11 protein-coding genes are annotated in these 13837 nt (G+C 65.5%); 8 read left to right on the top strand and 3 right to left on the bottom strand.

Annotated elements, in window-relative coordinates; genetic code table 11:
• Positions 1 to 41 precede the first annotated feature (41 nt).
• Positions 42 to 1154 carry a phosphoserine transaminase gene (serC, locus tag G6N38_RS15305; RefSeq protein ID WP_163748818.1) on the bottom strand — a complete coding sequence of 371 codons (1113 nt, stop codon included), beginning with the start codon at positions 1152 to 1154 and terminating at the stop codon, positions 42 to 44.
• A gap of 155 nt (positions 1155 to 1309) precedes the next feature.
• On the opposite strand from serC, the gene G6N38_RS15310 reads away from it, so the two are divergent.
• The 5 genes from G6N38_RS15310 (at position 1310) to G6N38_RS15330 (ending at position 7096) form a co-directional block, all read left to right on the top strand.
• Positions 1310 to 2326: an AurF N-oxygenase family protein gene (locus tag G6N38_RS15310; protein WP_163748820.1), complete on the top strand. Its 1017-nt coding sequence runs from the start codon at positions 1310 to 1312 to the stop codon at positions 2324 to 2326.
• 10 nt (positions 2327 to 2336) lie between these two features.
• On the top strand, positions 2337 to 4022 hold the full coding sequence (locus G6N38_RS15315) for an FAD-dependent oxidoreductase (protein WP_163748823.1): 1686 nt from the start codon (positions 2337 to 2339) through the stop codon (positions 4020 to 4022).
• Between the two features lie 122 nt (positions 4023 to 4144).
• Positions 4145 to 5197: a FecCD family ABC transporter permease gene (locus G6N38_RS15320; protein ID WP_246227222.1), complete on the top strand. Its 1053-nt coding sequence runs from the start codon at positions 4145 to 4147 to the stop codon at positions 5195 to 5197.
• A complete protein-coding gene (locus tag G6N38_RS15325) occupies positions 5194 to 6252 on the top strand; it encodes a FecCD family ABC transporter permease (protein ID WP_163748825.1) in 1059 nt (352 codons plus the stop codon). Before G6N38_RS15320 ends, G6N38_RS15325 begins: the two co-directional genes overlap by 4 nt.
• A gap of 1 nt (position 6253) precedes the next feature.
• Positions 6254 to 7096, top strand: a complete 843-nt coding sequence (locus G6N38_RS15330) for an ABC transporter ATP-binding protein (protein ID WP_163748827.1) — start codon at positions 6254 to 6256, stop codon at positions 7094 to 7096.
• A gap of 19 nt (positions 7097 to 7115) precedes the next feature.
• Here the strand turns inward: G6N38_RS15330 and G6N38_RS15335 are convergent, their stop codons facing one another.
• Complete coding sequence (locus G6N38_RS15335) at positions 7116 to 8267, bottom strand: iron-siderophore ABC transporter substrate-binding protein (RefSeq protein ID WP_246227224.1); 1152 nt, start codon at positions 8265 to 8267, stop codon at positions 7116 to 7118.
• Between the two features lie 144 nt (positions 8268 to 8411).
• Here G6N38_RS15335 and G6N38_RS15340 point away from each other — a divergent pair, with 144 nt between their 5' ends.
• A complete protein-coding gene (locus tag G6N38_RS15340) occupies positions 8412 to 10151 on the top strand; it encodes an ABC transporter ATP-binding protein (protein WP_163748829.1) in 1740 nt (579 codons plus the stop codon).
• Positions 10148 to 11920 carry an ABC transporter ATP-binding protein gene (locus G6N38_RS15345; protein ID WP_163748831.1) on the top strand — a complete coding sequence of 591 codons (1773 nt, stop codon included), beginning with the start codon at positions 10148 to 10150 and terminating at the stop codon, positions 11918 to 11920. Before G6N38_RS15340 ends, G6N38_RS15345 begins: the two co-directional genes overlap by 4 nt.
• A gap of 19 nt (positions 11921 to 11939) precedes the next feature.
• Here the strand turns inward: G6N38_RS15345 and G6N38_RS15350 are convergent, their stop codons facing one another.
• The gene (locus G6N38_RS15350) at positions 11940 to 13061 is read right to left on the bottom strand and encodes a citrate synthase 2 (protein WP_163748833.1); all 1122 of its coding nucleotides are present in this window, start codon (positions 13059 to 13061) and stop codon (positions 11940 to 11942) included.
• Positions 13062 to 13178: 117 nt separating this feature from the next.
• Between G6N38_RS15350 and pdxH the strand changes: the two genes are divergently transcribed.
• The gene (pdxH, locus tag G6N38_RS15355) at positions 13179 to 13835 is read left to right on the top strand and encodes a pyridoxamine 5'-phosphate oxidase (RefSeq protein ID WP_407662991.1); all 657 of its coding nucleotides are present in this window, start codon (positions 13179 to 13181) and stop codon (positions 13833 to 13835) included.
• Positions 13836 to 13837 lie beyond the last annotated feature (2 nt).

A 13837-nucleotide genomic window follows, 5' to 3' on the forward strand; every position in this document is an offset into this window, starting at 1 on the left:
CCAGGCGATGGAATATAACGGTTAGGACACGCCGAGCTTTCTTACAGGCTTTCCACAACCCAGTCCACGCACTGCGTGAGCGCAGAGACATCATCGGGCTCGATTGCCGGGAACATCGCGATGCGCAGCTGATTGCGGCCCAGTTTGCGGTACGGCTCGGTGTCGACGATGCCGTTGGCTCGCAGCACCTTGGCCACCGCGGCGGCGTCGACCGCATCATCGAAGTCGATGGTCCCCACCACCTGCGAACGCAGGGCGGGATCGGTGACGAACGGGGTGGCGAACGATGACGCCTCCGCCCACGAGTACAGCCGCTGCGACGAATCGGCGGTGCGCTTGACCGCCCAGTCCAGCCCGCCGTTGCCGAGCATCCAGTCGATCTGTTCGGCCATCAGCACCAGCGTGCTGATCGCCGGGGTGTTGTAGGTCTGGTTCTTCAGGCTGTTGTCCACTGCGATCGGCAGCGACAGGAAGTCGGGTACCCAGCGGCCGCCGGCGGCGATGGACTCGATGCGCGCCAGCGCCGCGGGGGACACGACCGCCAGCCACAGTCCGCCGTCACTGGCGAAGTTCTTCTGCGGTGCGAAGTAGTACGCGTCGACGTCATGGATGTCGACGGGCAGCCCGCCGGCCCCCGAGGTGGCGTCGATGAGGACCAGGGCGTTCCCGGAGTCCGCCGGACGGCGCACCGGGACAGCGACGCCGGTCGAGGTCTCGTTGTGCGCCCAGGCGATGGCGTCAACCGAGGGGTCGGACTGGAGCTCGGGGGCGCTGCCGGCGTCGGCCTTGATGACGATCGGGTCGTCGATGAACGGGTTGGCGGTGGCGGCCGAGGCGAACTTCGCGGAGAACTCGCCGTAGGTGTGGTGCAGCGACCTCTTCTCGATCAGGCCGAATGCGGCGGCGTCCCAGAATGCGGTCGCGCCGCCGTTGCCCAGGATCACCTCATAGCCGTCGGGCAGCGAGAAGAACTCGCGCAGTCCGTCACGGACCCGTCCGACCAGGTTCTTCACTGGGGCCTGGCGGTGCGAGGTGCCGAAGAGGGCGGCCGAGTCGCTCAAAGCCTGCAGTTGCTCGGGACGCACCTTCGAGGGGCCGCAGCCGAAGCGGCCGTCGACGGGCTTGAGGGAATCGGGGATCACGAGATCAGCCATGCCTCAAGCCTAGGAGTCCGCGCGAGTGCTTTTGACACCGAGGCGCACTCCAAGGCGTTCAGCACACCCGAAAACGGGTATGGACAAGTATGCGATACCGACGGTACTGTGTGGACAACACCCGCCCAAATGTAAACCTCTCTGAGGAGACTGCCATGGCGAGAACCAAGATCATCCGGCGCTGGCGCCGCAACATGGACGTGCAGGACGACATCGCGTATGTCGAGACGCTGACCACCCTCTCCGAGGCTTCAGTGCGCAGAAACTTCAACCCCTACACCGATATCGACTGGGATTCGCCTGAGTTCGCCGTGGTTCCGAACGACGAGCGCTGGATTTTGCCGGCGACCGACCCGATCGGACAGCACCCCTGGTACCAGTCGCAGCCCAAAGAGCGGCAGATCGAAATCGGTATGTGGCGTCAATCCAACGTCGCCAAGGTCGGCTTGCACTTCGAGTCGATCCTCATCCGAGGATTGATGGAGTACGCCTTCTGGACGCCCAACGGTTCGCCGGAATACCGGTACTGCCTGCACGAGGCGGTCGAAGAGTGCAACCACACCATGATGTTTCAGGAGATGGTGAACCACATCGGGGCAGATGTGCCGGGCATGCCTCGCTTGCTGAAGTGGATACAACCGGCGATTCCTCTTGTCGCGGGGCCGCTGCCGATTCCGTTCTGGTTCGGCATCCTCGCCGGCGAGGAGCCCATCGACCACACGCAGAAGAACGTTCTGCGCGAGGGTAAGGCGCTGCACCCGATCATGGAGCGGGTGATGGCCATTCACGTCGCTGAAGAGGCCCGGCATATTTCGTTCGCGCATGAGTATCTGCGCAAGCGGGTGCCGCACCTGCCTCGACGCAAGCGATTCTGGTTGTCGCTCTACGTGCCGGTGGTGATGCGGGTGCTGTGTTCGGCCATCATCGTGCCGCCGAAGGCGTTCTGGAAGGAGTTCGACATCCCACGTTCGGTGCGCAAAGACATCTTCTTCTCCTCGCCGCCATCGCGACAGATGTTGCGTGACATGTTCGGAGATGTCCGGATGCTCGCCACCGACACCGGGTTGATGAACCCGTTGGCCAAGCTCATCTGGCGGATCTGCCGAATTGACGGACCGCCGAGCCGCTACCGTAGCGAGCCGCAGCGCCGGCACGTCGTGAGCGCCGCGTAAGAGCACGCCTATGCCTCACGTCATCACCCAGTCGTGCTGTAGCGACGGGTCCTGCGTCTACGCGTGTCCGGTCAACTGCATCCACCCCAGCCCCGACGAGCCGGGCTTCGCCACCGCCGAGATGCTCTACATCGATCCGGTGGCCTGCGTGGACTGCGGCGCCTGCGTCAGTGCGTGCCCGGTCGGTGCCATCGCGCCCGACACCAGACTGACCGATAAGCAGTTGCCGTTCGTCGCCCTCAACGCCGCCTTCTATCCTGAGCGGCCGGCCGGCGTGAAGCTGCCGCCGACGTCCAAGCTCGCACCGGTGCTGCCCGCGCCCCAGGTGCGCCGCGGCCGGGCGGATCTCACGGTAGCCGTGGTTGGCTCGGGGCCTGCGGGGATGTATGCCGCCGACGAACTGCTCACCCAGAAAGGCGTGCGGGTCAACGTCTTCGACAGGCTGCCCACCCCGTTCGGGCTGGTGCGCGCCGGGGTGGCGCCCGATCACCAGAACACCAAGGGCGTGACGCGGGTCTTCGAGCAGATCAGCGCGCGGTCGAACTTCAACTTCTACCTCAATGTTGAAGCAGGGCGGCATATTTCGCATGCCGAGTTGTTGGATCACCATCATGCCGTGCTGTACACCGTCGGCGCGCCGAACGACCGTAGGCTCGACATCGCCGGGATGGAGCTGCCAGGAACCGGCACCGCTACCGAGACGGTGGCCTGGATCAACGGCCATCCGGACTTCGCCGGGCTGACGGTCGACCTTCGCCACGAACGTGTCGTGGTGATCGGCAACGGCAACGTCGCGCTCGACGTGGCACGAATCTTGACCGCCGACCCAGATGACCTGGCCCGCACCGATATTTCCGATACCGCGCTGGGCGCTCTGTGTGATTCCGCAGTGCGCGAGGTCGTCATCGCCGCGAGGCGCAGGCCGGCCGACTCGGCCTTCACGCTGCCCGAGCTGATCGGGCTGACGTCGACGGCGGAGGTGGTCCTCAGCACCGACGACCACGACCTCGTCGTGCAGGATCTGGCCAGCGCCACCGACCCCGTCACCGTGGGCAAGCTCGAGATCCTGGCCAAATTGCCCGTCGCCGCCGATATCGCCGCGCGCCCGCGAATCCGATTGGCCTACCGGCTGACTCCGCACCGGGTACTCGGCACACGGCGAGTGAGCGGGATCGAGTTCCGCCGTACCGGCACCGACGAGGCGGTACAGCTCGACGCCGGAATGGTGCTGACCTCGATCGGATACCGTGGCGCCCCGATCGCCGGCCTGCCGTTCGACGAGGCCGCCGCCGTCGTCCCCAACCGGGACGGTCGGGTGATCGACCCCGTCACCGGCGCGGCCGTCACCGGCGCATACGTGGCGGGCTGGATCAAGCGCGGCCCAACGGGATTCATCGGAACCAACAAATCCTGTGCCATGCAGACCGTCTCGAGACTGGTCGACGACTTCAATGCCGGGCTGCTCACCGACCCCACCGCGCGGCCGGGGATGCTGGACAAACTGATCCGCTCGCGTCGGCCCGATGTGATCGACGCGGCCGGTTGGCGCGCCATCGACACCGCCGAGACTGCTCGCGGCGCTGCCGAGGGCCGGCCCCGGGTGAAGTTCACCGAGGTGTCCGACATGGTAGCGGCGGCCGCCGCCGCGGCTGACCCGCCGGTGGTCAGACGGTTGCTGGCCGGGCTGTTGCGTTAGGCCTTGTCCCGCAAGTAGTTCAACACCGCGGGCGCAGCATCGCCGACCAGGTTCGGGGCCAACGCGGGTTGGACTGTCGGTCGATTCCCTCCGAAACGAGATATTAGGTTAGCCTGCGCTATGTGGGTATCGCGACAGCGGTAGACGACGCGGCCAAGCTCGCGACGTCCCGAACCGGCCACGGCAGACGCCGTGTCGTCGGTCTGCTGGCGGTCGTCGCTGCCCTACTGCTGGCGTGTGCGCTGAGTCTGGCGGTCGGCACGCAAAACGTCAGCCTCAGCACGGTGTGGCAGGCGGTGACCGACTACACGGATACCGGCGATCAGTGGATCGTGCACGATATGCGGATCCCGCGCACGGTGCTCGGCATCGTCGTGGGGATCGCGCTGGGGCTCAGTGGCGCCCTGATCCAGGGGATCACCCGCAATCCACTTGCCGACACCCAAATTCTGGGGATCAACTCGGGAGCAGGGCTTTTCGTCGTTGCCGCCATCGCTTTCCTCGGTCTGCGCTCGATGTGGTCCCAGATCTGGTGCGCATTTCTGGGTGCCCTGTTCGCGATGACGTTGGTGTATCTGATCGGGATGACGGGCCGAACCATGGTGACACCGGTACGGATGCTGCTGGCCGGTGTCGCGGTCGGTGCGGTGATGGAGGGGGTCTCGTTCTCGATTCGACTGCGGAATCCGAGGGCATTCGACTCGATGCGGTACTGGGATGCCGGTGCACTTGACGGCCGATCACTGTCTGTGGTCGCCGTGGTCACACCTCTCATCGTGCTCGGCGCGTTGGCATGTCTGTATGTCTCTCGGGGACTGAACGCGATAGCACTGGGTGATGACCTCGCTGTTGCCATGGGCGTCAACGTCGTTCGCGCCAGAGTGGTGGGGCTCGTCGCAGTCGCGTTGCTGGCCGGCGCCGCCACCGCGGCGGCGGGACCGATCGGATTCGTCGGCTTGATGGTTCCGCACGCGGTGCGGTGGTTCACCGGCCCCGACTGGCGCTGGATCTGCGCGTACTGCGTGTTCGCCGCTCCAGCGCTGCTACTTGCGGCCGACGTCCTCGGCCGAGTGGTCGTAAAACCGGGTGAGCTGCCCGCTGGCATCGTGACCGCTTTCGTCGGTGCACCGGTGTTGATCTGGCTGGTGCGCCGCAGGAACGCGGCCGCGTTATGACGGCGCCGCAGCCGATCGACTTCGGTCGTCGACAGTTGGTGCTGCGCCGCGAGCCGGCGTTGGCGCTACGGGCGTCGTGGCGCAGCATCGCCACGGTGTCGGCCCTCGGTGCTTGTGCGTTGGCGTTGGCGGTATACGCCGTCGGTGTGGGCCAGTACCCGGTCTCGGTGACGCAGGTGATCGCAATACTGACGGGTCACGATGACAGCTTTGCCAGTGTGCTGGTTCTGCAGTGGCGCATGCCGCGAATTCTGTTGGCACTGTTGATCGGTGTCGCACTCGGCCTCTCTGGCGCGATCTTTCAGGCTTTGACCCGTAATCCGCTTGGCAGTCCCGACGTCATCGGCTTCGACTTCGGTGCCTATACCGGCGCGCTGATAGCGATCGCCGTGTTTGGCGGCGGCTACGCCGCAATTGCCAGCAGTGCGGTGATCGGCGGCCTCGCCACGGCGGTCGTCGTGTACCTGCTCTCCTACAAGAACGGTCTCGCCGGGTTCCGGTTGATCATCGTCGGTATCGCGGTCAGCGCCGTGTTGAGTTCGGTCAGCCAGTGGATCATCCTCAAGATCAAGCTGCATCAGGCGGTTACGGCAGCGATCTGGCAGCAGGGATCACTCAACGGCCTGGAATGGGCTCAGGTGTACCCGATGGCCGGCGTTCTGGTGGTCGCCGTCGCATTATTGTCGGTCGTCGGACCTCAGCTGCCGATCCTGGAGTTGGGCGACGATGCGGCCGGAGCGCTCGGTGTACGGCCCGAACGAGTTCGGCTGGCCTACTTCGGGATCGGGGTGCTGCTGATTGCCATCGCCGCCGCTACTGCGGGCCCGATCTCCTTCGTGGCACTGGCCGCACCGCAGCTGGCCCGCCGGCTCACCGGCGCGCCAGGGGTGGGGCTGATCTCGGCGGGCGCCATGGGTGCCGTGCTGCTGCTGAGCAGCGATGTGATTGCACTGAAGATCTTTGCCCCGACTGAACTTCCGGTTGGCGCCGTCACCGTGACGCTGGGTGGGCTGTACCTGATCTATCTACTCATCGCGCAGGCGCGGAAGGTGTGAGATGACCATAGAGTCGGCGGACGGCCAGGTTCGCCTCGGAGCGCGTGATCTCTCGCTCGGATACGGTGCTCTGCCGATCGTGGCCGGCCTCACCGTCGATATCGCTCCCGGTGCCATCACCGCGATCGTCGGCCCGAATGCTTGTGGGAAGTCAACACTTCTGCGTGGCTTGGCCCGACTGTTGAGCCCGGCCGGCGGGCAGGTGGTTCTCGATGGAACCGATATCAGCGGATTGCGAACCAAGGACGTTGCTCGCCGCCTTGGACTGCTGCCCCAGTCGTCGATCGCACCGGAAGGCATCACCGTTGCCGATCTGGTGACGCGAGGACGCTTCCCGCATCAGAAGATGTTGCGGCAGTTCTCCCGAGCGGACCAGCAGGCCGTTGCCGAAGCGATGGACGCAACGGGAGTAACCCCGATCGCGGGCCGCCCAGTGGATGAACTCTCCGGTGGGCAGCGCCAACGGGTCTGGGTCGCTGTGGTGCTGGCGCAGCAGACTCCGCTGATTCTGCTCGACGAGCCGACCACCTATCTGGACATCGCTCATCAGATCGACCTGCTGGACTTGTTCACCGAGCTCAATATCGAGCAGGGCCGCACTATCGTCGCGGTCCTGCACGACCTGAATCACGCCTGCCGGTTCGCCGACGAGATCATTGCCATGAAAGCCGGATCGATTGTCGCCATGGGGGACCCGTCGGAGATCATCACCGCCGACCTGGTCGAGGCGGTCTATGGTCTGCGCTGCCGGATCATCGAGGATCCAGAGACGGGTACACCACTGGTGATACCCCGGTCATCGGGAAAGTCACTCGCCCGCAAGCGCGGCGGCGTTCCTGGGTGAACGGCGTTATCCGCCGTGGTCAGGAATGGGACAGGTCCTCGACCGGCTTACCCGTTAGCGCGTTACTGAGCTGCGGGACAAGCAGATTCAATGCGTACAGCATGGCTCCGGGTCCGGTGTAGGTCAGTGCGCCGGACAGGGTGGAGTCCGGGCCCGCATACAGGGTTCGGCCGTCCTTGACCACAGCGAGTCGCTGGAACGCCGGCGAATCTTGAAGCTGCTCCTTGGTGAGGCCGTTGACGAACAGCACATCGCCCTCAAGCAGGTCCAGCTTCTCCTGGGAGACATCACCGACGGTGTCCTGCGCATTGAATCCAAGCGAATCGAACAGGGCGCGGCGCGGATCGCCCTTGCCGATCAGATAGGGCGCATTGAGTTCCGAGGTGTAGTCGTTGACCAGCGTTTTGCCGGCGAACTCGGGGTGCGCGGCCTTTGCCTCGGAGATCTTGGCGTTCACTTCGTCGGCAAGTTTCTTGGCCTGGTCGGTACGCCCGAGCGCTTTCCCGGTGGTCAGAAGCTGTACCTCCCAGGGGGTTTCCTCGTCAGGGTAGTCGGCCGACTGGATGACAGTAGGGGCGATTTGCGAAAGGCGGTCGTAGGTCTTTTGGTCGATTGTCTCGTAGATCGCGAAGATGACGTCGGGCTTGGCCGCGGCGATGGCCTCGAAGTTGATCTGGTCGCCCGCCATGGTGGGGACGCCCTTGCCGTCGGTCTCCGCTTTGACCCAGGGGAAATCGTTGTAGTTGTCGAAGAAGGCCCGGGTGGTAACTGGAACGACCCCGAGAGCCAGGACGTAATCTTGGTCGGTCCAACCCGCGGTCACCACCCGTTGTGGATTAGCTGGAACCTTTGTCTCACCGAATTTATGCGAGATGGTCACCGGCTCGGCCGCTACAGAGGAGCTTGCAGCGACGCTCGCGGATTGGGACTTCGTGGTGCCGCCGCAGCCGGTGAGTACCGTCATTCCGATCGCGAAAACAGCCAGGTACGTACCGCTTCGTCGCAGGGATACACCCAATCGCCCGATAAACATTAGGTTAGGATAACCTACTGGTGTGCTGTGAGATATGTAGGGTGGGCGGCGGTGTCGGTTCGGCCAGCGGCAATCGTGCATCGAATGATGCTGGGCGGCACGGTGTATCGCGTCACGAGTGATCAGGCGGGCCTGCATTGGGTGCCGATGGTACGCGTCTGACCAAATCGGCGGGGTTGGGCACCTGGTGTTGCCGGGCACGACCAGGGCGTTTGGCGATTACGTAGGTATAGATTTCAACACTGGGGAGAGTGCTTGTCGGACAACCTGTTTGGCGATGGGATGAGCACCGATCAGGCACCGACAGCCGTCCCGCCATCGAAGAGCGGCGCCGCGATCCTTCGGCGGACGGTCACCCGTAACGCTCGGCTGTTGACCGTAGGCTCCCTGCTGATCTGTGGACACCAGCTTTGTGAGGTGTCGGTCCCGATCCTGATCGGACTGGTGATAAGTCGCGCGGTCGAGACTGGCGACTTCCGACAACTGGTCTCTTGGATGGCCGCACTGGCTGTGCTGTTCGTCCTGTTGACCACCTGCTACCAAAGTGGTGCGCGGTTCCTGATGCGCGCGATCGCCACCGAGGGACATCAGCTTCGTGTCGACCTCGCCGTGCGGATCCTGCACCCGTGGCGGCTACGTACGCCGTTGCGGAGCGGCGAACTGCTGTCGATAGCCAGCACGGACGCGGACAACACTTCCTATCTTTTGGACTACGTGCCACGGATCGCCGGTGCGGTCACCGCGGTCGTGGTCTGTGCTGCTGTGTTGCTGACCATCGACGTACCGTTGGGGCTGCTGGTCCTTATCGGCACGCCAGTGATCCTGGCCGTGCTCCAGTTCGGCGGGCCGGTGATCACCCGCAGGGTCGCTGAACAACAGGAACTGGCCGGCCAGGCGACGGCGGTGTCGGCAGATCTGATCGCCGGCCTTCGCGCGCTGACGGGCATCGGTGCTCAGGATGCAGCCGCATGCCGTTATCGGGCCGTCAGCCAGGAGGCGCTGAGGGCGACCCTTCGGGCCACCCGGTCGCAGAGCATTTTCATCGGGTTCTCCACTGCCATGAGTGCATTGCTGGCGGTCGGGATCGCGGTGACTGCAGGCTGGTTCGCACTGCGCGGCGATATCTCGATCGGCGAGCTGATCACTGTGATCGGGCTGGCACAGTTTCTTCTCGAACCGTTCAACACGATGGCTGAAGTTCCCAGCTGGATCGCCGAAGCGCGCGCGTCGGCGGAGCGGGTCGGTCGGGTCGAGGATGCGCCTGTTGCGCTCTCGCCCGGCGCCGGGGACCTTGGCCCCGGGCCACAGGATCTCGAACTCGTCGATGTGCGACACGGGCCGCTCCACGGCGTCACGCTGTCGGTGGGTGCCGGTGAGATGGTCGGTGTAGTCGCGGTCCGGTCCGCTGACGCCGATGCCATCGTCGCGGTGTTATCGGGACAGTTGACGCCCGATGAGTACAGCGGACGGGTGCTGGTCGGGGGTGTGCCGCTGGAAGAGATCGACCCGGCCCAGTCCAGCCGGGCGCTGCTCGTGGAGCCGCACAAGGCCGACCTGTTCACCGGGTCACTGCGCTCCAACCTGACTGCAGGTGCCCACGCAGCGCCCGACGTGGAGACGGTGGACGCTGCGTTGCGCTGCTCGTGCGCCATTGACGTGGTCGACGTGCATCGCGAGCGTCTCGATCACACAGTCACCGAACGTGGAGCCAGTCTGTCCGGCGGACAGCGCCAACGATTGACGCTCGCCCGGGCCCTGCTGCGCAGGACCCCCGTTCTGGTTCTACACGAGCCCACCACCGCGGTCGACTCGATGACTGAAAGCGCCGTGGCCCAAGGCATTGCTGAGATGCGACACGGTCAAGCCCCGCGGCAGTTCACCACGATGATCGTCACGTGCAGCCCGGCCGTGCTGGCGGCCAGTGATCGCGTTGTGCTGGTGGACGCTGGACGAGTGGTGACAACGGGCTCACACCAGGAGCTGATGGAACGCGCGGACTACCAAGCGGCAGTGTTGCGATGAACGCCCCGGACATTCTGCCTGTCGCCACCGCGCGGCAGACATGGCAGTGGTTGCGGCGCGAATTACGTTCTCGTGCTGGCACGGTCACCGTGATGGTGATCGCCGGATTGGTCGCCGCGGCCACCGCGGTGGTGCCGGTGTACGTGCTCGGTGTGCTCGTCGATCGCATCATCGACCGCTCACCGGTATCGGTCATCGTCACGATCGGGATCATCGTCACGGTGGCCGCCCTCGTCGGTGGGATGGCCAGTGGTGTGTCGAATTATGTGATCGGCCGGTTCGGCGCGGTCGCATTGGCGGATCTGCGGGAGGCGTGCGTCGAGACTGCACTGTCCCTGCCGACGACGACGGTGGAACGAGTTGGCCGGGGAGACATCATCACCCGAGTCAGTACCGACGTCGCGACGATCGCCAAAGCAGTGTCCGACGTGATCCCGACGATGTTCGCCTCGGTTCTGCTGGGGCTGGTGTCGTTGATTGCCATGTTGGGTCTGGACTGGCGGCTGGGATTGGCTGGCGCAGTGGCGATCCCGTTCTACGTGCTGGCGTTGCGCTGGTATCTACCGCGATCGGCGCCCCGTTATGCGCAGGAGCGGCAGGCGATTGGTGAGCGTTCGCAGGTCTTGATGGAAAGCATGGCCGGTTCTGCCACCGTGCACGCCTACGGCATGCACGCCGAACACCAGAGCACTATCGAAGCTGCCTCGGCACGGGTGCGCGATATCTCGATCGGGGTGTTCACGCTGTTCACCCGATTCGTCGGCCGCATCAACCGCGCTGAATTCGTCGGTCTCGCGGTCATTGTGATCGCCGGTTTCTGGCTGGTGAAGAGCGGCTCGGTCACGGTTGGTCAGACCACCGCGGCAGCGCTGCTGTTTCATCGGCTGTTCAATCCGATCAGCGCTCTGCTCTTCACGTTTGACGAAGCTCAGGATGCCGGTGCAAGTTTGGCGCGATTGGTGGGGCTGGTGAGCCTCGGCGGAGCCGATCGGCCCGCACCGCCGCCGACTGCCGAACAGCGTCGGGAGCCACGGGATGGCGGGCTGGAGCTGGCTGATCTGGAATTCAGTTACGACGGCGAGCACCCGGTGGTGCGCGGTGTCACCATTCGGGTCGAGCCCGGTGCCCGAGTAGCCCTGGTCGGTTCGACAGGCGCGGGAAAATCGACTGTCGCTCGCATCGCCGCGGGATCGCTTGTGCCGCAACGGGGGAGTGTCCGTATCGGCGGTGTGTCACTGGCGGCTATGCCACCCGAGCAGCGCCGCCGCCATATTGCGATCGTCAGCCAGGAAGTTCATGTCTTTGCCGGCCCACTCATCGACGACCTCCGGCTGGCCAGCCCGGGCGCGACCGAAGCAGAGGTGCGTGCCGCGCTGGCCACCGTGGGCGCCGACCAGTGGGTGAGCGCCCTCGCCGCCGGTGTCGGCACGATCGTCGGGGAAGGCGGTCACCAGCTGACGTCCGCGCAGGCACAGCAACTCGCGTTGGCGCGACTGCTCCTCGCGGATCCGACGGTAGCGATTCTTGACGAGGCGACTGCAGAAGCCGGCAGCCAGGGCGCCCGCGAGCTGGAACGCGCGGCCGCCGCGGCGACGGCAGGCCGCACCACGCTGGTCATCGCTCACCGGCTCACTCAAGCGGCCAGCGCGGATCGGATCGTCGTGATGGCGCAGGGCCGTGTCGTCGAATCAGGTACCCACGACGAGCTGGTATCGGCAGGCGGCCGCTACGCCGAACTGTGGCGTGCCTGGGCCGCACAACGAAGCTAGCCGGGGTTCGGCAATGTCGCTAGACCGAATGCGCGATCTCGTTCCAGCCCTCAACCGCATCCACTGGACGCGGCGACGGCCCGACATAGATCGCCGACGGCCGCACCAGCTTGCCGAGCCGCTTCTGCTCGAGGATGTGGGCGCACCATCCCGCGGTGCGGCCGCAGGTGAACATCGCCGGCATCATCTTGGCCGGGACCTGGGCGAAGTCGAGGATGACCGCCGCCCAGAATTCGACGTTGGTCTCGATGGCGCGGTCGGGGCGGCGCTCGTGCAGTTCGGCCAGCGCCGCCTGCTCCAGCGCGATGGCTACTTCGTATCGCGGCGCTGCCAGCCGCTTGGCCGTGGCGCGCAGCACGCGCGCGCGGGGGTCCTCGGCACGGTAGACCCGATGGCCGAAGCCCATCAGCTTTTCGTTGCGGTCGAGAACACCCTTGACGACCGCGCGGGCATCCCCGGTGCGTTCGACCTCTTCGAGCATGGGGAGCACCCGGGCGGGCGCACCGCCGTGCAGTGGCCCGCTCATCGCGCCGATCGCACCCGAGAGCGCGGCCGCGACATCGGCCCCGGTTGAGGCGATCACCCGCGCGGTGAACGTCGAGGCATTCATCCCGTGTTCGGCCGCCGAGACCCAGTAGGCATCGATCGCTTCGACGTGCCGCGGATCCGGATCGCCCTGCCAGCGCGTCATGAAACGCTCTGTGACAGTGGAGCATTCGTCGATCACACGCTGGGGAACCGCCGGCTGATAGATCCCGCGAGCGGACTGGGCGACATACGACAACGCCATCACCGACGCACGGGCGAGGTGATCGCGGGCGGTCTCGCCGTCAATGTCCAGCAGCGGTGCATAGCCCCAGATCGGTGCCAGCATTGCCAGGCCGGCCTGCACGTCGACTCGCACGTCGCCGGTGTGAATGGGCAGCGGGAACGGCTCGGCGGGCGGCAGGCCGTTGCCGAACCGGCCGTCGACCAGCAGGGCCCAGACGTCGCCGAACGTGACGCGATTACCGACCAGATCGTCGATATCGACACCGCGATACCGCAGCGCACCACCATCTTTGTCAGGCTCGGCGATCTCGGTGGTGAAGGCCACCACCCCTTCAAGGCCGGGCACGAAATCGTCGGGTACCACAGTCATGACCTGGATTCTCCCACCCGCCGATCGGACGCTCGCTACCGGTCGGTAACAGCCGGTCGCAGGCTTCCGGCGTACCGTAACCCCGTGGAAATTCCAGACGGGGATCGCCTGGCGGCGATGCGAGTGGAGTACGGCTCGGTCGAGAAGGACGGCAGTAGCGACCTCGACGTCGACTGGCTGGCCGACGGCTGGCTTGCGTTGTTGCACAGGTGGATCGCCGACGCCGAGGCGGCTGGGATCGCCGAGCCCAACGCTATGGTGCTGGCCACCGTCGACGCGGGAAGACCGGTCAGCCGCACGGTGTTGTGCAAGAGCGTGGACGAGACCGGCATCACCTTCTACACCAATTACGACTCCGCCAAGGGCGCCGAACTGGCGGCGACACCGTACGCCGCGGTGACGTTTCCCTGGTTCGCCCTGGGGCGGCAGGTACACATCCGCGGCGCAGTGACGAAGGTGACTGCCGAGGAGACCGCGCAGTACTGGTCATGGCGGCCGCGCGGCTCCCAGCTGGGCGCGTGGGCGTCGGCGCAGTCCCGCCCGATCGGCTCGCGCGCCGAGCTGCTGGCTCAGCTCGCCGAAGTAACCGAACGCTTCGCCGGCGACGACCAGGTTCCGGTGCCGCCGCACTGGGGCGGCTACCGGATCGCTCCCGAGGTCGTGGAGTTCTGGCAGGGCCGGGAGAACCGGGTCCACAACCGGATTCGTGTTGCTGGGGCCGGAGCCGCTGGGCCGGCGACATCGGGCGTAAGCATCGAGCGGCTGCAGCCCTAGAC

Origin of the sequence: Mycolicibacterium helvum, assembly GCF_010731895.1 — a bacterium.
Lineage (GTDB): Bacteria > Actinomycetota > Actinomycetes > Mycobacteriales > Mycobacteriaceae > Mycobacterium > Mycobacterium helvum.